This is a genomic window from Paraburkholderia sp. A1RI-2L, from assembly GCF_048957375.1.
In the GTDB taxonomy this organism is placed as follows: Bacteria; Pseudomonadota; Gammaproteobacteria; order Burkholderiales; family Burkholderiaceae; genus Paraburkholderia.
Map to the genome: position 1 here is coordinate 37,082 of NZ_JARBTA010000005.1, position 25,744 is coordinate 62,825.

At 64.2% G+C, this 25,744-nt stretch carries 20 protein-coding genes; 14 read left to right on the forward strand and 6 right to left on the reverse strand.

Annotated features, from left to right (window positions below; genetic code table 11):
• Positions 1-20: 20 nt before the first annotated feature.
• From PWP93_RS32905 to PWP93_RS32915, 3 genes are all read left to right on the forward strand, one after another.
• Positions 21-3,488, forward strand: a complete 3,468-nt coding sequence (locus PWP93_RS32905; protein WP_421047762.1) for an adenylate/guanylate cyclase domain-containing protein — start codon at positions 21-23, stop codon at positions 3,486-3,488.
• 19 nt (positions 3,489-3,507) lie between these two features.
• Positions 3,508-4,569: a patatin-like phospholipase family protein gene (locus PWP93_RS32910; protein WP_421047763.1), complete on the forward strand. Its 1,062-nt coding sequence runs from the start codon at positions 3,508-3,510 to the stop codon at positions 4,567-4,569.
• A 61-nt stretch (positions 4,570-4,630) separates the two neighbouring features.
• A complete protein-coding gene (locus tag PWP93_RS32915) occupies positions 4,631-5,251 on the forward strand; it encodes a hypothetical protein (protein WP_421047764.1) in 621 nt (206 codons plus the stop codon).
• A 37-nt stretch (positions 5,252-5,288) separates the two neighbouring features.
• On the opposite strand, the gene PWP93_RS32920 is transcribed toward PWP93_RS32915, so the two are convergent.
• The 4 genes from PWP93_RS32920 to PWP93_RS32935 form a co-directional block, all read right to left on the reverse strand.
• Entirely contained in the window at positions 5,289-6,278 is a 990-nt protein-coding gene (locus PWP93_RS32920) for a hypothetical protein (RefSeq protein WP_421047765.1), read from the reverse strand.
• A gap of 2 nt (positions 6,279-6,280) precedes the next feature.
• The gene (locus PWP93_RS32925) at positions 6,281-6,796 is read right to left on the reverse strand and encodes a (2Fe-2S)-binding protein (RefSeq protein ID WP_421047767.1); all 516 of its coding nucleotides are present in this window, start codon (positions 6,794-6,796) and stop codon (positions 6,281-6,283) included.
• Positions 6,793-9,585, reverse strand: a complete 2,793-nt coding sequence (locus PWP93_RS32930; RefSeq protein ID WP_421047768.1) for a xanthine dehydrogenase family protein molybdopterin-binding subunit — start codon at positions 9,583-9,585, stop codon at positions 6,793-6,795. Before PWP93_RS32930 ends, PWP93_RS32925 begins: the two co-directional genes overlap by 4 nt.
• Before the next feature lie 102 nt (positions 9,586-9,687).
• Positions 9,688-10,992 (reverse strand): formylglycine-generating enzyme family protein, encoded by a 1,305-nt coding sequence (locus PWP93_RS32935; RefSeq protein WP_421047769.1) that lies wholly within the window; start codon positions 10,990-10,992, stop codon positions 9,688-9,690.
• Between the two features lie 389 nt (positions 10,993-11,381).
• Between PWP93_RS32935 and PWP93_RS32940 the strand changes: the two genes are divergently transcribed.
• From PWP93_RS32940 to PWP93_RS32980, 9 genes are all read left to right on the forward strand, one after another.
• The gene (locus tag PWP93_RS32940) at positions 11,382-11,807 is read left to right on the forward strand and encodes a DUF4399 domain-containing protein (RefSeq protein WP_421025837.1); all 426 of its coding nucleotides are present in this window, start codon (positions 11,382-11,384) and stop codon (positions 11,805-11,807) included.
• Positions 11,808-11,856: 49 nt separating this feature from the next.
• Entirely contained in the window at positions 11,857-12,294 is a 438-nt protein-coding gene (locus PWP93_RS32945; protein ID WP_421047770.1) for a DUF4399 domain-containing protein, read from the forward strand.
• A 377-nt stretch (positions 12,295-12,671) separates the two neighbouring features.
• Complete coding sequence (locus tag PWP93_RS32950) at positions 12,672-12,941, forward strand: hypothetical protein (protein ID WP_421025835.1); 270 nt, start codon at positions 12,672-12,674, stop codon at positions 12,939-12,941.
• Between the two features lie 171 nt (positions 12,942-13,112).
• Complete coding sequence (locus PWP93_RS32955) at positions 13,113-14,543, forward strand: efflux transporter outer membrane subunit (RefSeq protein WP_421048072.1); 1,431 nt, start codon at positions 13,113-13,115, stop codon at positions 14,541-14,543.
• A gap of 187 nt (positions 14,544-14,730) precedes the next feature.
• Entirely contained in the window at positions 14,731-16,656 is a 1,926-nt protein-coding gene (locus PWP93_RS32960) for an FHA domain-containing protein (RefSeq protein WP_421047771.1), read from the forward strand.
• Positions 16,657-16,699: 43 nt separating this feature from the next.
• Positions 16,700-18,076 carry an HlyD family secretion protein gene (locus PWP93_RS32965; RefSeq protein WP_421048073.1) on the forward strand — a complete coding sequence of 459 codons (1,377 nt, stop codon included), beginning with the start codon at positions 16,700-16,702 and terminating at the stop codon, positions 18,074-18,076.
• A 66-nt stretch (positions 18,077-18,142) separates the two neighbouring features.
• A complete protein-coding gene (locus PWP93_RS32970; protein ID WP_421047772.1) occupies positions 18,143-18,895 on the forward strand; it encodes a peptidylprolyl isomerase in 753 nt (250 codons plus the stop codon).
• Between the two features lie 25 nt (positions 18,896-18,920).
• Positions 18,921-21,992, forward strand: a complete 3,072-nt coding sequence (locus tag PWP93_RS32975; RefSeq protein WP_421047773.1) for a peptidase domain-containing ABC transporter — start codon at positions 18,921-18,923, stop codon at positions 21,990-21,992.
• Positions 21,989-23,317 carry a sigma-54 interaction domain-containing protein gene (locus tag PWP93_RS32980; RefSeq protein WP_421047774.1) on the forward strand — a complete coding sequence of 443 codons (1,329 nt, stop codon included), beginning with the start codon at positions 21,989-21,991 and terminating at the stop codon, positions 23,315-23,317. Before PWP93_RS32975 ends, PWP93_RS32980 begins: the two co-directional genes overlap by 4 nt.
• 31 nt (positions 23,318-23,348) lie before the next feature.
• Here PWP93_RS32980 and PWP93_RS32985 read toward each other — a convergent pair whose 3' ends face one another.
• Both PWP93_RS32985 and PWP93_RS32990 read right to left on the reverse strand, forming a co-directional pair.
• Positions 23,349-24,164 (reverse strand): PP2C family protein-serine/threonine phosphatase, encoded by an 816-nt coding sequence (locus PWP93_RS32985; RefSeq protein ID WP_421047775.1) that lies wholly within the window; start codon positions 24,162-24,164, stop codon positions 23,349-23,351.
• Between the two features lie 9 nt (positions 24,165-24,173).
• Positions 24,174-24,464 (reverse strand): hypothetical protein, encoded by a 291-nt coding sequence (locus PWP93_RS32990; RefSeq protein WP_421025829.1) that lies wholly within the window; start codon positions 24,462-24,464, stop codon positions 24,174-24,176.
• A gap of 477 nt (positions 24,465-24,941) precedes the next feature.
• On the opposite strand from PWP93_RS32990, the gene PWP93_RS32995 reads away from it, so the two are divergent.
• Both PWP93_RS32995 and PWP93_RS33000 read left to right on the forward strand, forming a co-directional pair.
• Positions 24,942-25,427, forward strand: a complete 486-nt coding sequence (locus PWP93_RS32995) for a lecithin retinol acyltransferase family protein (RefSeq protein ID WP_421025828.1) — start codon at positions 24,942-24,944, stop codon at positions 25,425-25,427.
• Positions 25,428-25,473: 46 nt separating this feature from the next.
• Positions 25,474-25,716, forward strand: a complete 243-nt coding sequence (locus tag PWP93_RS33000; protein WP_421047776.1) for a hypothetical protein — start codon at positions 25,474-25,476, stop codon at positions 25,714-25,716.
• Positions 25,717-25,744 lie beyond the last annotated feature (28 nt).

The following is a 25,744-nucleotide window of genomic DNA, read 5'->3' on the forward strand; positions in this document are numbered from 1 at the left end:
CCCGGTTGCGACGAGGTCGTATGCGCTGCACAAACTGCGGATTCGAGAATCCCGCCAAGGCGAGATTCTGCGAAGCGTGCGGGACGCTGCTCGCGCGCGCGTGCCCCCGTTGCGGGTACGTGGCCGCGGCGGCCGCCCGATTCTGCAGTGAATGCGGGGCGCAGCTCACGCAACTCACTGAGGCGCCGGAGCTGGCGCCACCGGCACAGGAGTCGCCGCCCGCGCCGATTCATTACACGCCGCATCATCTTGCTGAGCGTATTCGTGCTGAGCACGTCGCCATGGAAGCAAGAAACGAGACCTCAGGCGAACGCAAGACGATCACCGCGCTGTTCGCGGACATGGCCGGCTCCACGGCCTTGATTCATGGTCTCGACCCGGAAGAAGCCCATCACCTGATCGAACCCGTCGTGGCGCTGATGATGGAGGCCGTCCACTATTACGAGGGTTACGTCGCGAAGTCCCTGGGCGACGGCATCCTCGCGCTGTTTGGCGCGCCGATCGCCCACGAAGACCATCCGCAACGCGCGCTGTTCGCCGCGCTGCGCATGCAGCAGGCAATGCGCTGGCATGGCGATCGCATTCGTCTGGAGAAAGGCATCCCGCTGCAGATTCGCGTGGGCATTCACACCGGCGAGGTCGTCGTGCGCTCGATCCGCACCGACGATCTGCACACCGATTACGATCCGGTCGGCCACACGATCCACATCGCCTCGCGCATGGAGGGCATCGCCACGCCCACGTCGATCCTCGTGAGCGAGTCGACCCACAAACTGGCCGAGGGCTATTTCGAGTTCAAGCCGCTGGGCGCAGCCCAGGTCAAAGGCATTCCCGAGCCGCTGCCCGTGTACGAGGTGCTGGGTCCGGGTGCGCTGCGCACGCGCTTGCAACTGGCGGCCCATCGCGGTCTCGCGCGCTTCGTCGGGCGCGAGGCTGAAATGGCCCATCTCGACCGGGCGCTGGCAATGGCGCGGGCAGGGCGTGGACAGGTCGTCGCCGTGGTCGGCGAGGCGGGCGTCGGGAAGTCGCGCCTTTTCCATGAATTCAAGGAACGTTCGCGGCGAGGGTGTCTGGTGCTGGAAACGTTTTCTGTTTCACATGGCAAGGCGTTTGCCAATTTGCCGCTGATCGAGCTCATGAAGAGCTATTTTCAGATCAACGCGCAAGACGATGAGCGACGCCGCCGCGAGAAAGTCGTCGGCAAGGTGTTGACGCTCGAGCGCAGCTTCGAGGATCTGGTGCCTTATCTGCTCTATCTGCTTGGCACGGGTGAATCCGCTTCGGCGCTCGCGGACATGGATCCAAAGGTTCGGCGCGACCGGACCTTCGACGCGATCACGCAGATTCTGACGCGCGAGAGCCAAAGCCAGCCGATCGAGCTGCTCTTCGAGGACCTGCAATGGCTGGACCGGGAGACCGAGGCGTTCCTCGCGTACCTGGTCGAGCGCGTGCCGGGCACCCGTGTCCTGCTGCTCGTGAACTACCGGCCGGAGTACCAGCCGGCGTGGGACAGCAGCCAGCTCCGGCTGGAGCCGCTGGGGCCGGAGCAGGCCGAGGGGCTGCTCGCGGCGCTGCTCGGCGAGCATGCCTCGCTGTTGCCGCTCAAGCAGCGCATCCTCGAAAAGACCGAGGGCAACCCGTTCTTCATGGAGGAGGTGGTGCAAACGCTCGTGGAGGAGCGCACTTTGCACGGCGAGCCCGGGCGTTATCGCGTCGACAGGATACCTTCCGCGCTGCATATCCCGACCACGGTGCAAGGCGTGCTCGCCTCACGTATCGACCGCCTCCCGCTCATGCAGAAGGAACTGCTGCAAACGCTCGCGGTCATCGGCAAGGAGTTTCCGTTCAGCCTGGTCCAGCGCATCTGCGACGGACAGCTCGCACGCACCGACGACGATCTGCGCGCGCTGCTCGCGCACCTGGAAGCCGCGGAGTTCATTTACGAGCGGCCCGCCTACCCGGAAGTCGAATATTCGTTCAAGCATGCGCTGACGCAGGAGGTGGCGGGCCACTCTCTGCTCACGGAGCGGCGCAGCGTGTTGCACGAGCGTACCGCGAAGGCTATCGAGGCGCTGTTCCCCGCGCGCATCGCGGACTACTGCAGCGAACTGGCGCATCACTACAGCCTGAGCGGCAACATTCCCAAGGCGGTGGAATACCTGCACCGCGCCGGGCAGCAAGCGCTCAGGCACGGCGCCCATCCGGACGCCATGCACCATCTCGGCGCCGCCCTGGGTCTGCTCGAGCGATTGCCCGATACGCCTGCCCGCGCGTCGCGCGAGCTGACGCTGTTGCTCTCGCTGGGCCCCGCCTTGATGAACGTGCGCGGCTATGGGGCGCCCGAGGTGGCGGCGACCTACACGCGAGCCCGGCAGCTCGGTGAACAGCTCGGCGAGGTGCCGCAGCTTTTTGCGGCGCTCCTTGGCTTGCGAATTCATAACATGACGCGTGCGCAGTACGCGGTGGCGCGCGATCTGGGCGAGCAGATGCTGCGCATGGCGCAGCAGGCAAAGGATCTGGACTGGCTCATGGAGGCACACGGTGCACTCGGTGCCTGCCTGTTCCTGCTGGGCGAACTGGACGCTGCTGCCGCGCACGAAGAGCAGGCGCTGACCCTCTACGATCCCGAGCGGCATCGGACCCATGCCGTCTCGCATGGCGTGGACCCCGGCAGCCGGGCATTGAATTTCCTGTCCTTGATACGCTGGCTGCAGGGCTATCCCGATCAGGCGCTCAAGCGAAGCACGGAGGCGCTCGTGCTCGCGCAGAGGCACGCCTACGGGCCGACATTGGCATTCACGCTGGGTTACGCAGCCGAGCTGCATCAGCTTCGGCGCGAGGCTGCGCTGGTGAAGGAGCGAGCCGAAGCGGCCATCACCGTCTCGACAGAGCACGATTTGCCGTACTGGTTCGCGTGGGGCACCATTTTGTCGGGCTGGGCGCGCATCGAACCGGGAAGCCTGCAGGAGGGCCTCGCCCAGTTGCGCCGGGGGCTGGACGCCGAACGGTCAGCGGGTGGCGAGGAACATCGCTCCTACTTTCTGGCCTTGCTTGCCGAGTGCCAGTGGCGGGCCGGCGACATACCGGGCGGCCTGCAGACGCTCGATGCGGCCATGGCGATCACAGAGGCAACCGGTGAGCGTTTCTACGAGGCTGAATTGCATCGGCTCAAGGGAACCCTGCTGCTCGCGGCGTTGAGCGAGGACGAACGCATGCCTTCGTCCAGCGAAGACGCGCAAGCTTGCTTTCTCAAGGCGATTGCCGTGGCTCGCGCGCAAGGTGCCCACTCACTGGCGCTGCGCGCGGCGTCGAGTCTCGCGCGTCTGTGGCAGCGTGAAGGCAGATCAGGCGAGGCAAGGCAGGTGCTGTCCGAGACTGTCGGCCACTTCACGGAGGGCTTCGACACCGGCGATCTGCGAGAAGCCAAGGCGTTGCTCGACGCGCTAGCATCGAGCAACGTGCGAACAAACGACGAAGGACGGGGCTAACCCGCCAGCGAGGCGACCCATGGCGACGAAGCAGACAGCAAGCCGTGAAAGAGACAACGATCCCGCAGCGCCAAAGCAGATCGCGCTGGCATTGCAGGGCGGCGGGATGCACGGCGCGTTCACGTGGGGCGTGCTCGACCGCCTGCTCGAAGACAAAAGACTCGCGATCGAAGGCGTAAGCGCGACGAGCGCCGGTGCAATGAACGGCGCCGTGCTGGCGTACGGGCTGTTGAAGGGCGGCGAGAGCGGCGCGCGCGAGGCACTGCACGACTTCTGGCATGCGGTTGCCGAGTCGGCGGAACGCTATAACCCGCTGCGCTGGGTGCCGTGGCTCAAGGGGTCGCACAGCTTCGGGCTCGACCATTCGCCGCTCTATGCGTTCGCCGACATGATGCTGCGAATGTTCTCGCCCTACCAGTTCAATCCGCACAACCTGAATCCGCTGCGGGAAGTTCTTGAACGCCAGGTCGACTTTGCGGCGCTGCGCAAGTCGTGCCCGATCCTGCTATACCTTTGCGCGACCAACGTGGAGACGGGCAAGATCCGCCTCTTCACGGGCGAGGACGTTTGCGCGGACGCCGTGCTCGCCTCCGCCTGTGTGCCGACGCTGTTTCAGGCGGTCACCATCGCAGGCGAGCACTACTGGGATGGCGGCTATATGGGCAACCCTGCCATCTATCCGCTGATCTATCACTGCAAGACGCGCGACGTGGTGATCGTCCATATCAACCCGCTCGTGCGGCGCGGGGTGCCGGTCACGGCGGCCGAGATTCTTAACCGGATCAGCGAAATCAGTTTCAACTCGTCGTTGATGCGCGAAATGCGCGCGATTGCGTTCGTTACCGATCTGATCCAGAAGGGTAAGTTCGCGCGCGAAGAAATGAAGGAAATGCTGATTCATTCGATCCGCTCCGACGCGGCAATGTGCGCGCTCAGCGTATCGAGCAAGTACAACGCGGATTGGAATTTCCTGTGCGAACTGCGGGACAACGGCCGAAAGGAAGCCGATGCGTGGCTCGCCAGGCACTTTGTCGATATAGGCCAGCGCTCGAGCATCGACATTCGCAAGGAATTTCTCTGAGGCTGTCGATGGCGGCTGCGCAAGACCGGTGCCAGGACGCGCGGTGCGCAAAGGAGCAAGGGTGAACCTGAGGCAGGAGCGCTTCGTCGAGTTGTGGTTGCGCAACGGGGGGCAGCACGCCGACGCCGTGTATGCCGATCTCGTGCGTCGCTATGGGGAACCGTGCCGTCACTATCATACGTTGCGTCACGTTCGACGCTGCCTGCGAGATTTCGATCTGGCGCGCGATGCCATTGAGCGCCGCGATGTCGTTGAGCTGGCCCTATGGTGCCACGACGTGATATACGTGCCCGGCGCTCAGGATAACGAACAGTGCAGCGTCGACTGGGTGCTGCGCTGGGCCGACGACCGCATGGTGATGCGTGAGCGCATTTGCGACGCGATTCTCGCGACCCGGCACAGCCACGTTCCAGTCGAACTGGATTCGCGCTTTGCGTGCGATATCGATCTCGCGGCGCTCGGCGCACCGCGTCGCCGGTTTCAGGAAGACGGCATGCGCCTGAGAGCCGAACGCCCGGACCTTGACGACCACGCCTACGCCTTGCAGGAGAGCAAGATCCTGCGAGGCTTGCTCGCGCGGCCACGCATCTACCTGACCGATTACTTCCATTCACGCTGCGAGGTGCGCGCGCGCGAAAATATCGCATGGCGGCTCGGGGGGCAGAGGCTGGAATTGCAATGACAAAATGGCGTCGTTGCGTTCGAAACAGATCGTGGCGTCATTTACCGTAGCTCGCCTTCGAATTTGCTGGAACGGGACTGAAGCTGCAGTTCGGGTTTTTGTGTGCCTTGTCATTGCAGCAGGCCAGCAAGGCCTCGACCGATTTCACGTTTGCCTCATTCCATTGCGCCTCGCTCATGGTGTTGTCGGTCGGCATCCAGTGGCTAAGCGGATAACGGTTGGCGAGCGTGTCGTTCCCAGGCGCGGAAAGCTTGCCCGCCGAAAGGCCGATATAGGCCGTGCAACTCTTCTCGCTGCCTATCCGGTGGCAGCCGATACAGGCGTTGCCCGGTGTGGTGATCGTCGTGAGGCGATGCGATGAAAATGCCGCGCCGATGTTCGAATATCTGCCCCATGGGTCGGCGGGAACCTTGTCCCAGACCTGCCCGATATACGGGCTGAAGACAAACGGTCCGGCATCGTGGCAGGACACGCAGGTGGGCTTCTCCGCGGCAACCTTTGCGGGACTCATCCAGAATTCGACCGCGGAGGGACGGCCTGGCGGCGGCCTCTTCTCGTTGGGCGGCGGCACACGGGTTGCATCGAATCCTTTCGTGCCCGAAGCGGGTGCCGATTGGAACCAGCAGGTCTTGCCGTTGCCGGAGTGATGCATGACGATGTCGACTTCGTCATAGTTTGGATTCGTGTCGGCGCGCAGCGTGTTGCGACGGCAGTACGCGGCGATCTGCGTATTGCCGCGCGATAGATTCAGAATTTTCGAATACGGGATGCACTGTCCCGTTACTTCGGAGTCCGGGTGAAGTAAAGAGGGCTTGTCGCACAGCCGTGGAGATTCATTTTTCGCGGGAGGCTTGCCGTTGATCGTAATGGGTATGTCCGTTCCGTCGTTGCAGTCGAAGGCGGGAATTGCGCCGATTTCCTTCGCGCATTGCTCGGCGTATTCGAGCAATGTCTGTTCGCGAGCCAAGGCCGCAAGCGGCATGGCCATGATGCAGGCCAGGGCGAATAGCCGGATCGCGCGGCGCATCGTCACGCTCCGACTTTCATCTGCTGTTGCGCGACTTTGCGGATGGCATCGCGGTACTTGACGTAGCCGGTGCAGCGGCACAGATTGCCGCCCACCCAGGTATCGATGGCCGCTTCGAGTTGACCGGTGCCGTAGGCCTTCAAATGTTCGAGCATGGCGGTGGCCGCCATCAGGAAACCGGGCGTGCAGTACCCGCATTGAAACGCGAAGGATTCGAGGAAGGTCTGTTGCAGCGGCGAGAGCGTGGCCCCTTGCGCGAGGCTCTCTACGGTATAGATGTACTGATCTGCAACGGCGCTGACGGGCGTCACGCATGCCAGGGTTTTTTCCATCAACGCGTCCTGGCCGCTACGCATGCCTACGGTGCACGCACGGCATACGCCGATGCCGCAGCACACTTTGGTGCCCGTCAAGTCCATGCGTTCGTGAAGGAATTCAGCGAGGCTCATATCGGCATCGGCCGCTGGAACCGTGACCGCTTGCCCGTTCACGTGAATCTGCACCGCACGTCCGCTCATGCCAGTGCCTCCCGAATCATCCCGGATGTCACCGGTGTTTGCCTGAAGCGGCGCCCTGTTGCCATGGCCAGCGCATTGAGCAGCGCGGGCGCGATGGGACACATGACGGCCTCGCCGATGCCGCGTGCCCCATGGCGATCCTTGTCCGCGGGCGGCGGCAGCGTGATGAGTTCCTGGATCGGCACGTCGGTCATGCGCGTGATCAGGTACTGGTCCAGATTCCACTTGCCGTTTCCGGGGCCTTGGTCGCCGAGCGGGCATGCTTCGCTGAACACGTTGCCGATCGCCATTGCAACAGCGCCTTGCGATTGACCTTCGACGATCTCAGGGCAAATCAGCCGGCCGGCGCTGAGCGTGGTGACGACATGCTCGATCTTGACGTGTCCGCTGGCTGGGCTGACGCTTAGCGCGACCAGCGCAGCAGCGGGCGCATAGTTGGTCCGGCCGTATCCCACTGCGTCGTGCGGCGCGATCAGCGCACCGTGAGGCAACGGCTTGAGGTTGTGTGTATCGGTGCCGACAGCCACGAAGTCGCAATCCATCTCGGCGGCTCCGGACTTGAAGGTGTACTGACGTTTCCAGAAATCGCCCGCGTAGGTCACGTGGACGGCCGCCACGGTGGGCAGCTGCATGCGTTCCATTTCGTCGAGCAAGGCGGACCAGCTGAGTGACGGGCGGCCAGGGGCCGTCAGCTTTCCGTTCGTCCACTTGAGCGCTTGCGGCGCAATGCGCGCGTTGCCCCATATCTGGCGCGCGGCGGGCAGCACGCTCTGCAACATCAGCACCATGGCCGCGCGATCCACGGCCTGATAGTGATGGAATGCCCCGAGGCACGCGCTCGACGACCCAAACGGCCCGGAAATGGGATAGCTTCGGCTGTCGTCCGGCCATTGGCCGAGCGCCCGGTAGTTGAAATCCGTAATGGAGGCGAACGCCTCGACCTCGCTCATCACGATTTCCTGCGCGTTGCGCCCGAGCCAGGTGGCGGGTGCGAGTCCCAATGTGGTCGCCGCGCCATTGCCCATATCGGTGTAGTGCGTCAGCACGCGCACGTCGGCATCCGGCTGAATCTGCACCATCGCGAACACAGCGTCTTTCCCGGTGCCGTAGGCTTGATTCGACATGGCGAGCCCGACGCCATATCGCAATCCTTGCTTGCGCTTTTGCGCGCGGGTGCTTTCCCGGTTGCGCCACAGCGAGTGAGTTTCGAGCCGGTTCAGCAGTTCTTCGAGTTGCAGGTCGAACAGAATGGGCGCGCCGGTCAGCGTCTTGCCACGGCCTTTGACAAGCAGATTGTCGCGGCGAATCTCGAATGGGCTCTTGTGCAGAGACTGGGCGGCCTCGTCCAGCAACGTTTCGATGGCCAGAAAGGCTTGCGGGCCGCCGAAGCCGCGCTGAGAACCACCGAACACCTCGGGCGTCCAGGTCACCGAGCTTTGCGCAATCGCGCGCGGAATGTCGTAGCAACTCATCGAACTCATCGCCGCGAGGTCGCCCACGGCGCCCGACAGGTTGGCCTTGCCGCCGCCATTGAGCTTGAACGTGCTGTCCAATGCCTGGAGCTTGCCATTGCGGTCCACCCAGATGGACTCCGTGAATTCGGTTTCGGATCGTTTCAGGCCTACCTGGAACTGTTCGTAGCGTGACTGTTGCCAGCGCAATGCCCCCTTCGCAAACGGCGCCGCAAGCGCAAGATAGAGCGGGAAGTACGATTTGTCCCGGCCGCCGAAGCCGCCGCCGGGATAACATCCGGTCACATGCACGTGATCGATATGGATCTTGCTATTGGCAAACAGGCTGCCGGCAGAGGTGGCGTCGTCGCGTGGCGATTGTGTGCCGAGCACCAGTTGCAGCATGCCGGCGTCCTGCTGATACCAGGCCAGTCCCGCTTCCGGTTCCAGAAAGACAGGGTCGATTGCGGGTGTCTGAAACGCGCCGTCGAACTGGCGCCAGGCGCTGCTTTCGACATTGCGCCTCGCCAGCGCGCGAATCTCGTCGCTCACGGTTTTGCTCTGGCTGCGGAACGCGTCGGTTGGGTTGCCATTGGTGTCCGTAACCATGTGGATGTTAGAGAACGATTTGTCGTCGTCGCGCACATAGAGTTTGGGCAACGAAAACAAGGGCGGCGGCTGGTTGTCCCGCGATACCGGTGCGCCATAGCGAATGACCGCATCGTTGAATTCGAGCAGCTTTTTCGCGCGGCGCCAGGTATCGAAATCTTCGAAGATCAACAGGGCGACGGGCTGACCGTAGCAATCCGCCGGCTCGCCTGGCTGCGCAAAAAGATAGATATCCTTGTTCTTTCTCGGATCCGGCTTGGTCGAGAGATAAATGTGATTGTCGTTTAGCGTCTCGTTGGATATCACGGCAATGGGACGAAGCTCGCGAGGCAATACGCTGAGATCGAATCCCTCGACCTTCTTGTCGATGCAATTGCATCGCAGCGCGTATAGCCAGTTTTCCTGTTTCGGCCATCCCGCGAAGTCGCGTGCCTTGAAGTCGCGCGCGTAGATCTTCGCTCCCGTGACCTTGCGCACGCCTTCGATACGCCAGCGCGCCTTGCCGGGCTTCGGCGCCCATGCGGGCATGCCATTCACGGCTTTCTCCGGTGCCGCGGCTTCTGGCGTGGCGTGGGTGCCCGGGCCAATCGTTCCGGCGGGTTCGCTTTGTGCGCGCTGCGCAGAACACGCGCCGGTCAACGCCGTGATCGAACTCACCGAGACCGTGAATGCGCCGCTGCCCATGGCCTTGAGGAAGGTTCGGCGGGTGAGGGAAACATCGCAAGCCATGCTGCGTCTCCACGTATGGAAATCGAATCCTTACGGGTGTGCTTACATGATTCGGACTGTCTTTGAGGACACCTGCACCGCGTGGCCGCGCTATGGCACACGCTATTGCATGTCCCGCGCCACACGAAATCCATTGGCGTTGTAACGCACGCTGCTGTCGTATTTGAAACGCGTGGCGCTCAGCATATAGCCTGCGCCGTCTCGCCAGGAGCCGCCGCGGATTACCCGCGTCTGGCAGTTGGGCTCGTCCCACGAGCGGCCGTCGTCGGGGGCGTTCTTGTACGAGTTGTGCCAACAGTCGCTCACCCATTCCCAGACCCCGCCGGCCATGTCGTAGAAGCCATAGGGATTGGCCGCAAAAGAGCCGACGTCGTCGGGGGCTTCCACGCGCCACGGCGGCCCGCAATCCTTGCAGTTCGCCGTGCCCTTGCGCATCTCGTTGCCCCACCAGTAGCGCGTTGCGGTGCCGCCGCGCGCCGCATATTCCCACTCGGCCTCGGTCGGCAGGCGGTAGGGCTTGCCGCTGATCCTGGAGAGCCATTTCACGTATTGCTGCGCGTCGTCCCAGCTCAGGTCGCGCACGGGGGCATTCGGCGCGGCGTTGCTATCGCTCGACAAGCGCGGGCAAGCGCCGGCGTTGACGCACGCGTTCCACTGCGCCACGGTCACCGAATATTTCGCGAGCGCGTAGCCGTGGCCAATCGTTACGCGGTGCACGGGTTTTTCCGATGGGTCGTCGGTTTCGTTGCCCATCATGAAGTTGCCCGGCGTTACTGCGATCAACAACGGACAAGCGGGGCAGTCCTGAATATCGTGCGGGCCCGGCTTGACGGCGGCGACATTGGTCTTCGCAGGCATCGCCGCTTGAACTGCTGCGGGAACCGCGGCTGCGGCGGCGGGCGCTGGCTTCGCTTGTGCGGCTGGCGGTGCGGCTGCGGCTGGCGGCACCTTCGTTTGCGCGGATGGCGACGTGGCTACAGGGGGAGCGGCCTTCGCTTGCGTGGCCGGCGGTGCGGTTGCGGGAGGCGGAGGCTTCGCTTGCGTGGCCGGCGCGGGTGCCGCGCTGGCAGCACCGCTCGCTTCGTGTGCTGCTGGCGCAGCGGGCGCTTTCGATGCCATTGCGCGCAAGCGTGCAAGACGCGCCTGGGCGAGCGGCGCGAAGCGCCCGTTCGGATACGCCTTCAGGTACGCCTCGTAGTCGCTCGCGTATTGGCTGTCCTTGACCGAATTCCAGAACGTGATCTCGTACTCTTCCGAGGTGTCCTTGGGCATCAGGCCAACGCGCCTGACGGCAAAACCGTTACCGGAATGGACAGCGGGTATCGCGCGCGCGTAGCTGAAATGCGCTCGCAGCGCCACGGCGTGCAGCGTGCTTGCCGGAGCCGGACGGTCATGCGTTGCCGGCATGGCTGGGAGGGTCGCCGAGCTCAGGCTGAGCGAGGCCAACAGGCACACAGGCACCAATCGCCGCCACATGTTCGTTCTCCCTATCACGCAACACGAGGAGCAACATCAGGAGCAAACCCGCAGCAAATCAGGAAAACCCTGGAAGGCATCGGCTTCTCATGCAGAGGGTGTGCTGCCTTATTGACGCTTCAGGGTACAGACACAAACACTGTTCGTATACAACTACAAAATAGCACGCGTGCGGGCGATGCATGAGATGAATGAAGCGGTTGAAACGAAGGCGGCGCACACGCGCCGATATATGTGCATCCGGGGGAATCCGACCTAAGCTGTACATCACGCGCCGGATCGCGAGGCAGCGTGCGGATCGCCGCAGAAGGAGCAACGAGATGCAACGAAGAAAAACCTTGTTGGCACTGGCAGCGGTTGTTCTGATACCGCGTCTGGCGTTTGCCGAGCGCACCCCATCGCCGCCGGGCGCCGAGGTCTACATCATCTGGCCACCGGACGGAGCAACGATTCCAAACGGCAAGTTCTGGGTACGCATGGGTTTGCGCAACATGGGCGTCTGCCCCAAGGGCGTGAACCGAGCGAACACGGGCCATCATCACGTGCTCGTCGACACGGATCTCCCGCCGCTGGACCAGCCGATCCCGTCGGACCGCAATCATCTTCATTTCGGAGCGGGCGAAACGGAGGCCCGCATCGAGCTTCCCCCGGGCAAGCACACGCTGCAGTTGCTGATGGGCGACTACAACCACGTGCCGCACGATCCACCCGTGTACTCGAAGAAGATCACGATCACGGTGAAGTAGCGGAGCAGGGCTTACTGGCTGTTTGCAGCCAGATGCGGGAGTGCATGCCATGAACAGGATTCTTGTCTTTGTCCGTGTTTTTGCGGCCAGCCTCGTGCTGCTCCTCGGCGGCGCGGTGCACGCGGGCACGACCCCGGCCGACCCCAAGGCCATCGCCTATATCGGCTGGCCCAACAACGGCCAGGTGATGCCGGCCGGCAAACCGTTTCGCGTCTGGTTCGGGTTGCGCTACATGGGCGTGGCGCCCAAGGACGTCGAGTTCAAGAACACCGGGCATCACCATTTGCTGATCGACACCGACCTGCCGCCAATGGATCAGCCCATTCCCTCGGACCGCAACCATCTGCATTTCGGCGCGGGCGAAACCGAAACCACGATCCAGCTGCCGCCCGGCAAGCACACGCTCCAGCTGCTGATGGGCGACGCTCATCACATTCCGCACAATCCACCGATCTATTCGAAGAAGATCACCGTATACGTTAAGTGATCCGTACGAAGTCGAATGACGGGCTCTGGCGCGCGCGATGAAGCGCGCCGGGGCGCCATGCGTCATCACATCCGCTGCCCGCTTCGGCACCTCACGCAGCAACCCGCTCAACACGCGGCGCTTCAGTGTCGGCGCCGCGCCAACACAATTCGCGTACTGAGTTGGCGCGCGCCCATCAGCGCGCGTGGCCCATGAGCATCGGTTCAGGTGTTCGGCACACCCATGAACATCGGCGAAGTCCCTATGCAGCGGGCGTTGCGTGGCTTTGCCGGCGCGCGGCCGCGCAACTGGCACGCCTCATGCATTAATGGAAGCGAGCCCGCAACATTGCAGCTCAAACGCCAACACCTGGCACCTTACCTATCTGGAGAACTGTCATGAGCAAGCTGATGATCGCCGATCTGAGCGCCACCCGGGAACTCGACTGCCGTTCCATGAGCGCCGTCCGCGGCGGCTACCTGGGCCTGCCGGTCTACTACCCGGCGCCGAGCGTGAAGATCGACACCACCACGTTCAGCGCAGAACAGCTGATTGGCCAGACCAACAATATCGTGAGCAACACTGGCAACGATGTGGCGTTCGTATCGGGCATCCATTCGTCGGTCAATCCGGTGCAGACGGCGAAGAACACGATCAACTTCTTCTGATCCTGCTGCAAGACGTGGAAGCGAAAGCGCTTCCACGTCACCGCCTTCGCTTCCCATCCCATACCGCCTCGCCGTCGCGTTCCGCTCAAGGAGTCGATCGTGAACACACCGCTTTCGCCGTTGCACACGCCGTTGCACACGCCGTTTCCCGCACCTGCACGTTGCAGCACGATGGGTTTGCTGGCGCGCTTCATGGGCCTGGCGGGATTGAGTGCGGCGCTGCTGTGCGGTTGCTCGGATCTCAGCACGCCTGCTTACCACCGCCCCGACATGCCGGCCAAGCAAACCTGGGCGCACGCGCACGGCGCTGTTTCCGCGGCGGATACGGTCGACGCGCAATGGTGGAAAGCCTTCAACGACCCGTACCTGAACACGCTGATCGACAAGGCGATCTCGGGCAACGTCGACATCAAGATTCTCGCGGCACGCATTGGCGTGGCCGGTGCGCAGATCGGCGAAGTGCAGGCCGGCGCGCTGCCCACGCTCGATGCGGGCGCGGGTATCGATTACGAAAAGAGCACGGGGCAAAAGCTCACGAAGACCTATAGCGTCGGCACGCAGTTGAACTGGGACATCGACATCTGGGGCAAGGTCGAAAAAGGCGTGCAGGCCCAGAAGGCCGAATACCACGCGAGCGAGGCGGATTGGCGTGCGGGATGGCTCACGCTCGTTGCGAATGTGGCGACCACTTATTTCCAGATTCTCCAGTTCGACGATCAAATCCGCGAGGAGCAACAGACGCTCGACAAGAACAAGCAAATTCTCACGATCTACGAGCAGATGTATGCAAATGGTGTGGCGCCGAGGACCGAAGTGCTGCGCCAGAGCGCCGAAATCAACGGCCTCGTGAACGAGCTGCTCGAGCTGCACCGCTCGCGCGATACCGAGGAAAACGCGCTGGCCACGCTGATTGGCATGCCGGCGGGCGAGTTCAAGATGCCGGCGGGCCAGTTGCGCCAGCGCGTGAAGCTGCCCGACGTGCCGATGGGGCTGCCCGCCCAGTTGCTTGCACGCCGCCCCGATGTAGTGGCCGCGCAGTTCCGCATTCTCGAATCGTATGATGAAGTGGGCGCCGCGCGGCTCGCGCAATTGCCGACCATCAGTCTCACGGGGCGCGGCGGCACGGCCGCATTCTCGCTCTCCGACCTGTTCAAGGCCTTCACCTTCAGCTTCATGCCGAGCATCAACCTGCCGATGTTCGATCCGGGAGTGCATGCGCACATCAAGACGACCGAGGCGCAAAGCAAGGTGACTGAAGAGCAGTATCGTCAGGTGGTTTTCACGGCCTTCGAGGAAGTCGAAAATGCGCTCGTGAATCTCGACGCGCACAAAAAGCAGCGCACCGAGCTGCTCCAGCAGAACGAGCGTTTGCGCATGGTCGCGGCACAGGTGGAGGCCCAGTTGAAGGAAGGGCTCGTCTCGCAGCTCGAAGTGCTGGAGTCCGAACGTTCGCTCGCTTCCGCGGAGCTATCGCTGCTCGCCAATCACGAACAGATCCTGAGCGACACGGTCACGCTCTATAAGGCAATCGGCGGCGGGTGGCCTGCTGTCGAAGTGACCAACGTGGCATCGTCGGCTGTGGCCGCAGCCCCGGCAAGGTGAGCGAGGGTGAGCACGCGCAACGTGGCGGGACGCGCCAGTGGTTTGATTCCCGCGATCCGTCGCCTACACTTTTCTCACACTCCGATCGCCATGTGCAGGGCGCGCGGCTTCACACGGATCGCCTGTGCGCACGCAGCGCTCATGCTGCGTGCAGTCTGGCGGACCAATGCTGATCGTTGGCGGAATCATGGTGCCTGACGTCGCTTCGATTGCCGCTTCGAGTGCCGCTCCGATTGTTGAGAGGCAGACCACACTCGACCGGACCTTCGATATCGTGCTTCGGCCGATATCCCATCCGGAACTGGGCGAGATCCGCATCGACAAGGATCTGTTCGCCGTGGGGCGCACGCAGCCGCCTTTCGCGTCCGCGCGGCCCGAACTGGTCGTCGACGTTTCGCGCCGTCATGCGCGCATCTTCCGCGAAGGCAGCGTGGCCTACGTGGCCGACCTGGACAGCAAGAACGGCACGGCGGTCAACGGTATCGAAGTCACGCAGAAGCCCCACGTCCTGAAAGACGGCGACGAGCTCTGCTTTGCGGGCACACTCAGATACCGCGTGGGTTTCGTCCCTCGCGCGGCGCGCGCGGCAGTGCGCTCGGCCATCGTGACGCTCACGCCTGAACGCGGCGATCTGGGTTTGCAGCCGATCGTCATCAGCAGTTTTCCGTTTCTCGTGAGCAAGGCCGACGAGACCTTCGCCCAGTATCGCGAGGCCTGGCCGCATCAGGTGAACTACCTCTCGCGGCGCCACGCGCACATCTACGCCGAGGACGACGCCGTATACGTGGAAGACCTCGACAGCACCAATGGCACGTTCGTTGACGGGCAGCGCCTCGCCGAGCACGCAGTGCGGCTGGCACAAGGTCAGCGGCTCGCGTTCGGCGGCGACCACTTCGCTTACCGCGTCGGCCTCGAAAGCGCGTCGTCAACCGATTCCACCGTCACGGCCACGCGCCAGCCCGGCGCGGTCGCGCCTGCTGGCGATCCCCATGCCGCCGCCGCTTCCGGCACCGATGGTGTGTTCGATCCTGAGCGCACCACGTTCGTCGGCACCGCGCACTCGTTTCTCGACATCTTCTGCACGCCGGTGCCCGCGCAGGACGACGAGATCAACCCCGATGCGCCCGCGCGCGCGCCCGAACCGGCGCCGGACGCGCGGCGCCGGCGCGGCCGGCTCGAAGTGTTTCTCTGCGAGTTGAGCGAAGCGCTGGGCGGCAGCGGGCGCATCGACATGCGCCGCCTTGGCTGGTGGGGCGGCGGCGTGCTGGCCGCGCTCGTCGTTCTGGTTGCCGTGACGTACTTCCAGGGCGCCCCGCAGCGCGATATGCAAGCCTTGCTCGCGAGCGGCCAATATGAAAGCGCGGCGCGTATCGCCGATCAGCACCTCGCACGCTACCCGGACGACGCTGCGTGGCGCGCGATGGGGACAGAAGCGCTCGTCAAGGCGAAGGTGCCCGAATGGATCGCCGCCATCAATGAGCATGCGTTCGATCGCGCGCAAGCCATCGTGCAGGCGATGCGCACGCTTGCGCGCCACAACCCGGACGCAGCGCCGCTCGTGGAGAACATCGGCTGGATGGGCGCGCTGCAGTCGTTCGTGCTGGGGCGCGGCGGCCCGCAAGCGCCGATCCGCATCTATCGCGACGAAGCGCCCATCCGGGCAATCACGAGCCGCTGGAACGACGACCCCGGCGAGCATCAGCGCGCACTCGACCGGATTTCGGCCTACGTGCCGGCGTTTGCGACGGTCTATGCCGATGCGCTCAGCCACTTGCGCAAGCTGCAAAGCGACGACTCGGTCTACGTGGCCGCGCTCGAGCGCATCAAGCAGGCGATCGGCGAGGCGCTGGAGAGCGACCGTCTCGACGCGCTCGCCGCGATGCTGGCCGACTACGCTCAACGCTACCCGCGGCTGGCCGGGCTCGACGCCGTGCGCTCCGACCTCGACCAGTATCGGCAGATCGACAGCGAGGCGCATGCCGGCCATGTGCAGGCGGTGCGTGAGCGCCTCGCCGCGGCGCACTTCGCCACGCCGCAATTCGCGGCCCATGCGGCCCGGCTTGAAAGGCTCGCATCGGCAGGAGACCACGGTGAAGCTGCCCCGGCTCGTTGAGCGCCTGCGCGCGGCGCTGCACACGCTCCAGTCACGCGCGGCGGTGCATGCTGCGCCCGAGCCGCCCCGGCCGCTTGGCGAGGCGCTCGACGATCACAGCGAGGAAGGCCTCGCGATCCTGACCGCGCGGCCATGGCGCTTGATCGAGGCGACCATCATCGCGCTGGTGGCGCTCGTGGTCTGCGGGCTCGCCTGGTCGTTCGTCGGCCGCGCGGATGTGATCGTGAGCGCGCCGGGCACGCTCTCGCCCGAGTCCGAGGTGCGCCGCATTTATGCGCCCGTGGACGGCGAGCTGGTCGATATCTATATCGCCGAGGGCCAGCCCGTGGAGAAGGACGACGTGATTGGCCGAATCAATGCGCGCGGTGCGATCCAGGCGGCAACCAACGCGCTCGACGCGCGCCTGAAGCTTGACGACGCCGAGCGCGAGTGGAAGGAGTTCCCCGAAAAGAAGGCGCTCATGGTGCGCAAGGCCGAGGCGCTCAAGGCGCAGATCGACGTGGAAGAGCAAGCGCATGAAAACCGCGTTGCGGAAGGCACGAGCAAGCTGCAGCAGGCCGAGAACGCACAGCTGGACGAAGCGCGCGGCAACATCGACAACGCGCGCCACGTGCGCGACCTCGCGAAGGAAGAGCAGGACAAGTACGAGCGATTGTTTGCGCTGCCCGGCGGCGGAGGGATTTCGCAAAGCCAGGTAGAAGAAAAGCGCAGCGCGTTTTTGCAGGCGGACAACAACTACCGGATTGCCCAGGCGCGGCTTGCCGCGCTGCAGGCGCAGACGAGCCACGAGTTCGCGCAGGCGAAGGCGCAGCTTCAGGGCAGTGCCGAGACGCTCACGAATCTGCGCATCGAATACGATGCCACCGAGCGCGAAATCGCCAATACCGAGGGCAAGCTGCGCCTGCAGGTGCAGACGGCGCGGCTGGCCGCCGACGCCGCGGCGCGCATCCGCTTCGAGAACATCGACAAGGACAACTTCCTGCTGGTGCTCGCGCCGGTCTCGGGCGTCATCACGGACGTGACCACCACGCAGCCCGGCGACAAGATTCAGGCCAACACACCGCTGGGCGGCATTGCGCCTGCCAACGCGCGCCCGGTCGTGAAGGTGGCGATTGCCGAGCAGGACCGGGCGTTCCTGCACGAAGGGCTGCCCGTGAAGCTCAAGTTCAACGCGTTTCCTTATCAGCGTTATGGCGTGGTGGATGGCACGCTCGAATATATTTCGCCGGCCACCAAGCCCCAGGCGCAAACGCACGAGCCTGTTTATGAAGGGCGCGTGCGCCTTGCGCGCGATGACTTTTCGATTGCGGGCACGACGTATCCGCTGCGCTACGGCATGACGGCGACGGCCGAGATCGTCGTGCGCGAGCGGCGGCTCATCGATTTCGCGCTGGACCCGTTCCGGCAGGTCGCGGGCTGAAGCTCGCGGGGTGGGCGGCCGCAACCCGGAACTCACGAATCAGGATCTGAAACTCAGGGGAACGAGATGACGGCAATCGTACGTATCGACGACGAGGTGATCGGCACGGAGGATTTCATCCGGGTGCTCAAGCTCACGGGGCAGTTCGAGAGTCTGGTCGAGCAGCAGGTGCGCGACCGGCTCACCGTCATCGCGGCGAAGAAAATGGGCGTGCAGGTGAGCGCCGACGAAATCCAGCAGCGTGCCGACCAGTTCCGCCGCGTGCGCGGGCTGCATCGCGCAGCGGACATGAATCGCTATCTGGATGTGTTCGGCATCAGCCTGGACGAGTTCGAGCGCTTCATTACCGACACCCTCTATCAGGAGAAGACCTTCGACCAGATCTGCAGCGACGAGGCCGTCGAAAGCTATTTCAAGCTCAATTCGCCGAAGTTCGACAGCATCGAGGTTAGCCATATCGTGGTGGACTCCGAAGGCAAGGCCCGCGAAGTGATGTCGATTCTCGAAGACGACCCGCAGGCGTTCGGCGAAATGGCGCGCGAACACTCGATCGCCGATACGAGCGAGCGCGGCGGCGTGATCGGCAAGGTGCTGCGCGGCTCGCTCAAGACCGACATCGAAGCGAAGGTGTTCAACGCGCAGGTGGGGGACCTGCTCGGGCCCTTCCCCGCGCCCGACGGCTCGTTCTTCGAGATCTTCTGCGTGAGTGCGAACCATCCGGCGACGCTGGATGCGGACGTCTCCTCCGAAGTGCGCCGGCTGTTGCGCGAGGAATGGCTGGCCGAGCGCGCGCAAGAACACATCATCGACGCGCATTAGGCACTAAGCACGCAGAGCCCCGCAGATGGATACCCAGGCGCCCGCACCGGCTAGCGTACCCACGCTGGCGGAGTTTCTCGCAACGGTCGAACCGCTCTCGCTCTTTTCGCGCGAGGAGCTCGACCGTCTCGCCGCGCAGGTTCAAACGCGCAGCTACGCGTTCGGCGACACGCTGTGCAAGCGCGGCGACCCTGCGGCCGGACTCTACGTGATTCGCTCGGGCTCCGTGCGCCTGATCGCCGAGGAGCGCGGCAAGGAGACCAGCCTCGGCGTGCGAAAGGCGCCCGAGGTGTTCGCCGAAATCGCCATGCTGCGCGACTACTGGCACGAGGTTTCGGTGCGCGCCTCCGCGAAAACCGAGGTGCTCTGCATCCCGCGCGCGGCGCTCGAACCGTTGCTGGCCGCGAACCCGGCCGCGCAGTCGTTCGTGACGAGCTATGTGGCGATCAGCTCCGCGGGCGGCTTCGTTTCGCGGCTGTTCGATTTGCGCGGCAAGCTCTCGCGCGAAGAGCTCGAAGAATATGTGTCGAGTGTCGGCGTCAAGCGCGTGAGCGCGGGCAAGGAGGTCGTGCGTCAGGGCGCGGGCGGCGACATGCGGCTTTATGTGGTGCGTCAGGGGGAAGTGAGCATCGCGCGCGAGGAAGAGGGCAACGTGTACCAGCTGGGCAAGCTGGGCGCGGGCGAGATTTTTGGCGAACGCGCGTGCTTGCTGCGCCAGGACCAGCAAGCGAGCGTGACCGCGCTCACCGACGTGCGGCTGCTCGTGATTCCCGAGAAGACCGTGCACTTCATGCTCGAACGCAACCCGAAGCTGCGCGAGGTGCTGGAAGAACGCGTGCGCTTCACCGAGCGCGAGTTGCAGCGCCAGAAGAAGCTGGCGGAGCGCCGCCGCCACCCGCTCGCGATCGACACCGGCGCGGATGCGAAATTCAACGAGCGCATCATCAAGCGCTTCGTGCTGGTCGAGCAGGCGGAGGAGATGGATTGCGGTGCGGCGTGCCTCGCGATGATCTGCCGGCACTACGGCATTGCGATGACGCTGGGCAAGCTGCGCGATCTCGCCAACGTGACGACGCAGGGCGCGACGCTCGAGAGCCTCGCGCGCACCGGCGAGGCGCTCGGCTTCACCACGCGCGGCGTGCAGTGCACCTATGAGGCGCTGCAAGGCTTCGAGCTGCCCTTTATCGCGCACTGGGAGGGCTACCACTATATCGTGGTCTATGGCGTGTCGAAGCAGTGGGTGAGGGTGGCCGACCCGGCGCTGGGCTTTCGCAAGCTGAGCGTGGAAGCGTTCGAGCGCGGCTGGAACGGCACATGCCTGCTGTTCACCGCCGGCGAAACCACGGGCGCGCAAGTGGCGTCACGCTCGCCGTGGGTGCGCTTCATCGGCTATCTGCTGCCGTACCGGAAGATCCTCGCGCATCTTTTCCTCGCGACGTTCGTGATCCAGATGTTAGGGGTGGTGCCGCCGCTCATCATCCAGAATATTCTCGACAGCGTGATCGTGCACCAGAACGTGAGCCTGTTGCATCTGTTGATCGTCGGGCTCGTCATCTCGCACGTGTTCACGCAGTTGATGGCGACCATACGCGCGCATCTATCGAATTTCATGGTGCGCAGTCTCGACTTCGCGATGATGTCGCAATTCTTCAAGCACACGATGTCGCTGCCGTTCTCGTTCTTCGCGCGCCGCAAAACCGGCGATATCTTCGCGCGTTTCCAGGAGAACCAGACGATCCGCGCGTTCCTCACCGAATCGACGGTGACCACGGCGCTCAATCTGCTGATGATTTTCATCTACTTCACGATCATGTTTCTTTACAACGTGAAGCTCACGTTGCTGCTGATTGCTTTCGTCATACCGATCATGGCGCTCACCGCGATCGCCACGCCGCGCATCAAGCGCTATGCGCGCGAGGTCTTCGCCGTATCGACGGACGCACGCTCGATGCTGATGGAAACGCTCGGCGGCGTGGAGACCGTAAAGGGCATGGGCATCGAAAGAGCGGTGCGCCTGAAGTGGGAGCGCAAGTACGCGAAGTCGCTCGAAGTGCAGTATCGCGCGCAGGCGTTCAACATTCTGGTGGGTCTCGGCAGCCAGTTGCTCAACGCCGCCACCACGGTGGTGATTCTTTGGGTGGGGGCCACGCTCGTGCTCGATCGGGAGTTGAGCATCGGCCAGTTGATTGCGTTCAACGCCTTCATGGGCAGCGTGCTCGCGCCGCTGATGGGCCTCGTGGGCCTCTGGAGCCTCATGAACGATGCAGCGGTGGCCATGGAGCGCCTGGGCGACGTGCTCGACATCGAGCCCGAGCAAAAGCCCGCCGATCTCGGCTCGCGCGTGCTGCTGCCCGACGTGCAGGGCGACATCGAATTCAACGGCGTGTATTTCCGCTATGGCGGCAACGAAACGCCCTATGTGCTGGAGAACATCAGCTTCTCGATCGGCCGCGGCCAGATGGTGGCGATCGTCGGGCGCAGCGGCTCGGGCAAGACGACGCTCGCCAAGCTGCTGGTGGGTTTCTATGCGCCCACGGAAGGCAAGATCAACGTGGACGGCTACGACATGAGCGCGATCGACCACGCGTACTTTCGCGCCCAGGTGGGCTATGTGATGCAGACCAACCTCGTGTTCTCAGGCACGATCGCGGAGAACATTGCTTGCGGCGACCCGAGCCCGGACTGGCGCCGCATGGAGGAAGTGGCGCGCATGGCCGACGCGCACGCGTTCATCAGCAAGATGCCGCTCGGCTATGAACAGGTGGTGGGCGAGCGCGGCATGGGTCTCTCGGGCGGGCAGATCCAGCGCCTGTGCATCGCGCGCGCGCTGTATCACGACCCGCGCCTGCTCGTTTTCGACGAAGCCACCTCGTCGCTCGATACGCAATCCGAAAGCAATATCCTCTCGAACATGCACGATATTCTCCAGGGCCGCACGGCGCTCATCATCGCGCACCGCCTGAGCACCATCATGCGGGCCGATAAAATCCTCGTGCTCTACGAAGGCGCCATCGTGGAGCAGGGGCGGCACGAAGAACTCGTCGAGCGCAAGGGCATGTACTACCAGCTCGTCCAGAAACAGCTGAGTGCGACATGAAACTCTTCGACCCGCATGGATTCGGCAGCTCCACGCTCTCTTATGCCGGACTGCTCGAGAAGATCGAGATCCTGCGCTCCACCTTGCGCTGGGCGCCGCGGCTCGAACGCGCGGAGATCGAGAAGCTCCTGAACCAGTCGAACGCACTGCGCGACGAAGTCATGCAGCTTTCGCGCAAGGAGCGCTTCATCGAGGCGGCGGCCGATCTGTCCGATGTATCCGATGCGCCCGAATCGCTCGACAAGCCCGAGGCGCTCTCGCCCTCCGCGCACCGGCGGCGCGAGGCGCTCCTGGCGCGCAGCTTCATTTTCGAAGGCATATTCGGCGACAACCCGAAGCTGCTGGCGGCGCTGGAAGTGGCGGAAAAAGCGGCGCCCACCGACCTGCCCGTGCTGATCGACGGCGAAAGCGGCACCGGCAAGGAGCTGATGGCGAAGGTGATCCATGCCAATGGCGCCCGCTCGGAGCGGCCGTACATCTCGGTCAACTGCGGCGCGATTCCGGACAACCTGCTCGAATCGGAACTGTTCGGCCATCGTAAAGGCGCGTTCACAGGCGCGTCGAGCGACCGCAAGGGCAAGTTCGAGAGCGCCCACACCGGCACGATCTTTCTCGACGAGATCGGCGAGCTGCCGCTGCAAGGGCAGGTGAAGCTGCTGCGCGTGCTCGAAGCGCACGAGATCCAGCGCGTGGGCTCCGACGAGCCGATTGCGGTGGACACGCGCATCGTGGCCGCGACCAACCGGAACCTGCGCGAGCTGGCCGCCCAAGGGCAGTTTCGCGAGGATCTGTTCTACCGCCTGAGCGTCATTCATGTCACGCTGCCCGCGTTGCGCGAGCGCCGCGACGAGATTCCCTTGCTGATTTCGTGGTTCGGCGACGAGGCGGCCAGCCAGCTCAAGCGCCGCCCCGTGAAGCTTACACCGAAGCTGCGCGATTTCCTGCTCACCTATGCGTGGCCTGGCAATATCCGCGAGTTGCGCAACGTCGTCTATCGGTTGTCGTGCCTCGCGGGCGACACCGCCGACCTCGAACATCTGCCCGACGATATCCGGCCCGGGCCCGTGCTTGCGGCATTGCGCGAGGTCGATGGGCACGCGCTGGGCGCGCCGCTCTCCCTCAGCGACGCGAAGCGCGCCGCGAGCGACGAAGCCGAGCGCGCCTTTCTCGAACGCGGCCTGCATGAAACCGGCGGCACCGTGGCGGAGCTGGCGCGCCGCTGCGACATGAACCGCTCGCATCTACAGATGCTGCTCAAGAAGCACGGCATCCACTCGAAGGATTTCCGTCATGCCGACAAGACGGATCGCGACAAGGAATCCTGAGCGCGAAGACGTGAGCCTATGGCCGCGTGCTTCACGGTGACACGACGGCGGGATTCACCAGCGTATGATCCGCGGCGTCGGGGTCTTCGACCCGGATGACGACCGCGGTGATGTTATCGCGCCCGCCTGCCTGCAAGGCCATGTCGACGAGCGTATCGGCCGCGAGCTGGCAGTCGCCGCCTTCGAGCGCGCGCGCAATGTCGGCTGCTTGCACTTCGTTGCTGAGGCCGTCGCTGCAAAGCAGAAAGCAATCGCCGTCGCACACGGCGATATGGCCTTCGTCGAGGTCGAGCCAGTTCGCGGCGCCGACGGCCCGTGTGATCAGATGCTGCGAGGGATGGTGGCGCGCCGCTTCGGCGCTCAGGTGACCCTGTGCCCGAAGCTCGGCCACATGGCTGTGGTCGGTCGTGAGCGGCTCGAGGCATGCGTCGCGATAGAGATAGAGGCGGCTATCACCCGCCCACAGCCAGGCGCATTCGCGCCCGCTCGCCATCAGCACGGCAACGGTGCTGCCGATCACGCGCACGCGCCGCCGCGCCGCTTCCTCGCGCAGTTGCTGGTTCACCGTTTGCAGCGTGTCGCGCGCGGCGCGCTTGATCGCGGCAAGCGAGTTCGATGCGCCGGGCGCGCCAGGCGTGCCGAGCGTGCCGAGCGTACCAAGCGAGCCAAGCGCCCGCACGATCGCCTGGCTCGCGAGGTCGCCCGCCGTATGACCGCCCATGCCGTCGGCCACGGCCCAGAGACCCTGATGGGGCAGATCGAGACAAGCGTCCTCGTTGAGCGCCCGCACGCGGCCAATGTCCGTGCGCGAAGCCGAGCTCCACCGCAATCCGGCTGTCACGATCATGCCTCCAGGCTAAACGAGGCCGTGGTTCTTGCCGGTCTGGCCCACGCCCACCGTCACGTTCGAGTTGGCCCCGGAGTTGGTTACGTCGAGCATCTGATACTGATTGACGACCTGATTCGCGTAGAACGTGTTGTTGGTCTGGTAAAGATTGATGACGGGCCCGAACGCGGAGGGCTGTTCGGGCTGGTACGGCTGAATCCAGCCGAACACCCACGGCGCACCTGCGCCCCGGATGAACGACATCGCTTTGTGGTCGATATCGCGTTGCAGGTGAAGGTCGGTGATCGCGAGCGAGGTCATGGTGTTCTCCATCCGGATGATGGCCGCGAACGCGCGGCTGTGCGCCCATACCGTGCAAGCATCATGCCACTGTGCGGCGCGCGCCCGCGCTGGGCAAGCCATATCGCCGGGAGCCCTGCTGGACGAGGCGCTTCGGAGCGCCTGAGCGTTCTGTGCATGCTAGTGCCACGAGGTCCCATTGCGCAATGGTCATGGCCGCGCCAACACCTGGACCTCCCAACGTTATCAGGACTCCGACACTTTCGGCGTACCGCGCTGGCTGCGGGATCGAGGATGAAATGGTGGATCGACGCAAACAGATATGAGGCGAATGCGTTGGCAAGCGGCTAACAGGTGGTGGCCAGCGTTGCGTGTGCTTTCCCGTAAAGCCTTATGCGGCCGTGGTCGAGAGCGTTGGCATGGCTGATGCAGGGTAGTTGGCAACCGGCAAACCCAGCAGCATCACGGGAAGCCACAACCACCCAGACGGACCCAGCCATGTGCCTCGATCTTCAACCGACGAATAGCAGCGCAGACATCAGCGCCGCCGGGGAACTGCCGCTTGGCGCCCATCTGGTCTCGCGTCGCGCGGGCTATAGCCATCACGGCATCTATGTTGGCGCGGGCCGGGTCGTTCACTACGCGGGTCTGTGCACGTCGCTGCATCGCGGCCCGATCGAAGAAGTCCCGCTCGAACGCTTCGCAGCCGGCCATGAAGTTGCTGTCGTCGGGCATCCGTTTGCCGCATACGCGGGCCGCGCAGCCGTCGCGCGGGCGCGCTCGCGTCTCGGCGAAGACCACTATCGCCTGCTGACCAACAACTGCGAGCACTTCTGCACGTGGTGCGTGGACGGCAAGGGCCGCAGCGAACAGGTCCGCACGTGCTTCGCCCACCCGCTTGCCGCCATTGGCGTCGTCCGCGCGCTGGTTCGCGCGCGCCGCGCTCAGGCGCACCGCGACGCGTTCGCCATGCTGGCGGCGTGATCGTCACGTTCAGACTCCGCCATCGCTACTCGTTCGGGAGAACGTCATGAACCCCACCGGATCTTCACTGCGCGTGCTCGTCGACAAGTGGCTCGCGCCGAACGCCTGTGCGCCCGCGCGCGTGGTGCGCTTTAGCCGCATGCAGGACAACCGGTTGCGCTACGTTTGCGTCGAGGCCGTTCATCCCGCGCGCACGATTGCAATCTTCTTCTTCCGCCACGGCGATGGTTCGTGGTGCGTATTTCCGCCGGCAGGCCATCGTCCGGCCATGATGACGCGCGCCGCGTGACGCGCGCCCCGTTTTGCGGGGCACGCGG

Excerpts from the sequence above, each read along its gene's own strand:
- PWP93_RS32955 (WP_421048072.1), top strand. The coding sequence starts at position 13,113 with ATGGGTTTGCTGGCGCGCTTCATGGGCCTGGCGGGATTGAGTGCGGCG.
- PWP93_RS32940 (WP_421025837.1), top strand. The coding sequence starts at position 11,382 with ATGCAACGAAGAAAAACCTTGTTGGCACTGGCAGCGGTTGTTCTGATA.
- PWP93_RS32975 (WP_421047773.1), top strand. The coding sequence starts at position 18,921 with ATGGATACCCAGGCGCCCGCACCGGCTAGCGTACCCACGCTGGCGGAG.
- PWP93_RS32910 (WP_421047763.1), top strand. The coding sequence starts at position 3,508 with ATGGCGACGAAGCAGACAGCAAGCCGTGAAAGAGACAACGATCCCGCA.
- PWP93_RS32950 (WP_421025835.1), top strand. The coding sequence starts at position 12,672 with ATGAGCAAGCTGATGATCGCCGATCTGAGCGCCACCCGGGAACTCGAC.
- PWP93_RS33000 (WP_421047776.1), top strand. The coding sequence starts at position 25,474 with ATGAACCCCACCGGATCTTCACTGCGCGTGCTCGTCGACAAGTGGCTC.
- PWP93_RS32920 (WP_421047765.1), bottom strand. The coding sequence starts at position 6,278 with ATGCGCCGCGCGATCCGGCTATTCGCCCTGGCCTGCATCATGGCCATG.
- PWP93_RS32970 (WP_421047772.1), top strand. The coding sequence starts at position 18,143 with ATGACGGCAATCGTACGTATCGACGACGAGGTGATCGGCACGGAGGAT.
- PWP93_RS32945 (WP_421047770.1), top strand. The coding sequence starts at position 11,857 with ATGAACAGGATTCTTGTCTTTGTCCGTGTTTTTGCGGCCAGCCTCGTG.
- PWP93_RS32980 (WP_421047774.1), top strand. The coding sequence starts at position 21,989 with ATGAAACTCTTCGACCCGCATGGATTCGGCAGCTCCACGCTCTCTTAT.
- PWP93_RS32960 (WP_421047771.1), top strand. The coding sequence starts at position 14,731 with ATGGTGCCTGACGTCGCTTCGATTGCCGCTTCGAGTGCCGCTCCGATT.
- PWP93_RS32935 (WP_421047769.1), bottom strand. The coding sequence starts at position 10,992 with ATGCCGGCAACGCATGACCGTCCGGCTCCGGCAAGCACGCTGCACGCC.
- PWP93_RS32995 (WP_421025828.1), top strand. The coding sequence starts at position 24,942 with ATGTGCCTCGATCTTCAACCGACGAATAGCAGCGCAGACATCAGCGCC.
- PWP93_RS32905 (WP_421047762.1), top strand. The coding sequence starts at position 21 with ATGCGCTGCACAAACTGCGGATTCGAGAATCCCGCCAAGGCGAGATTC.
- PWP93_RS32930 (WP_421047768.1), bottom strand. The coding sequence starts at position 9,585 with ATGGCTTGCGATGTTTCCCTCACCCGCCGAACCTTCCTCAAGGCCATG.
- PWP93_RS32985 (WP_421047775.1), bottom strand. The coding sequence starts at position 24,164 with ATGATCGTGACAGCCGGATTGCGGTGGAGCTCGGCTTCGCGCACGGAC.
- PWP93_RS32925 (WP_421047767.1), bottom strand. The coding sequence starts at position 6,796 with ATGAGCGGACGTGCGGTGCAGATTCACGTGAACGGGCAAGCGGTCACG.
- PWP93_RS32990 (WP_421025829.1), bottom strand. The coding sequence starts at position 24,464 with ATGACCTCGCTCGCGATCACCGACCTTCACCTGCAACGCGATATCGAC.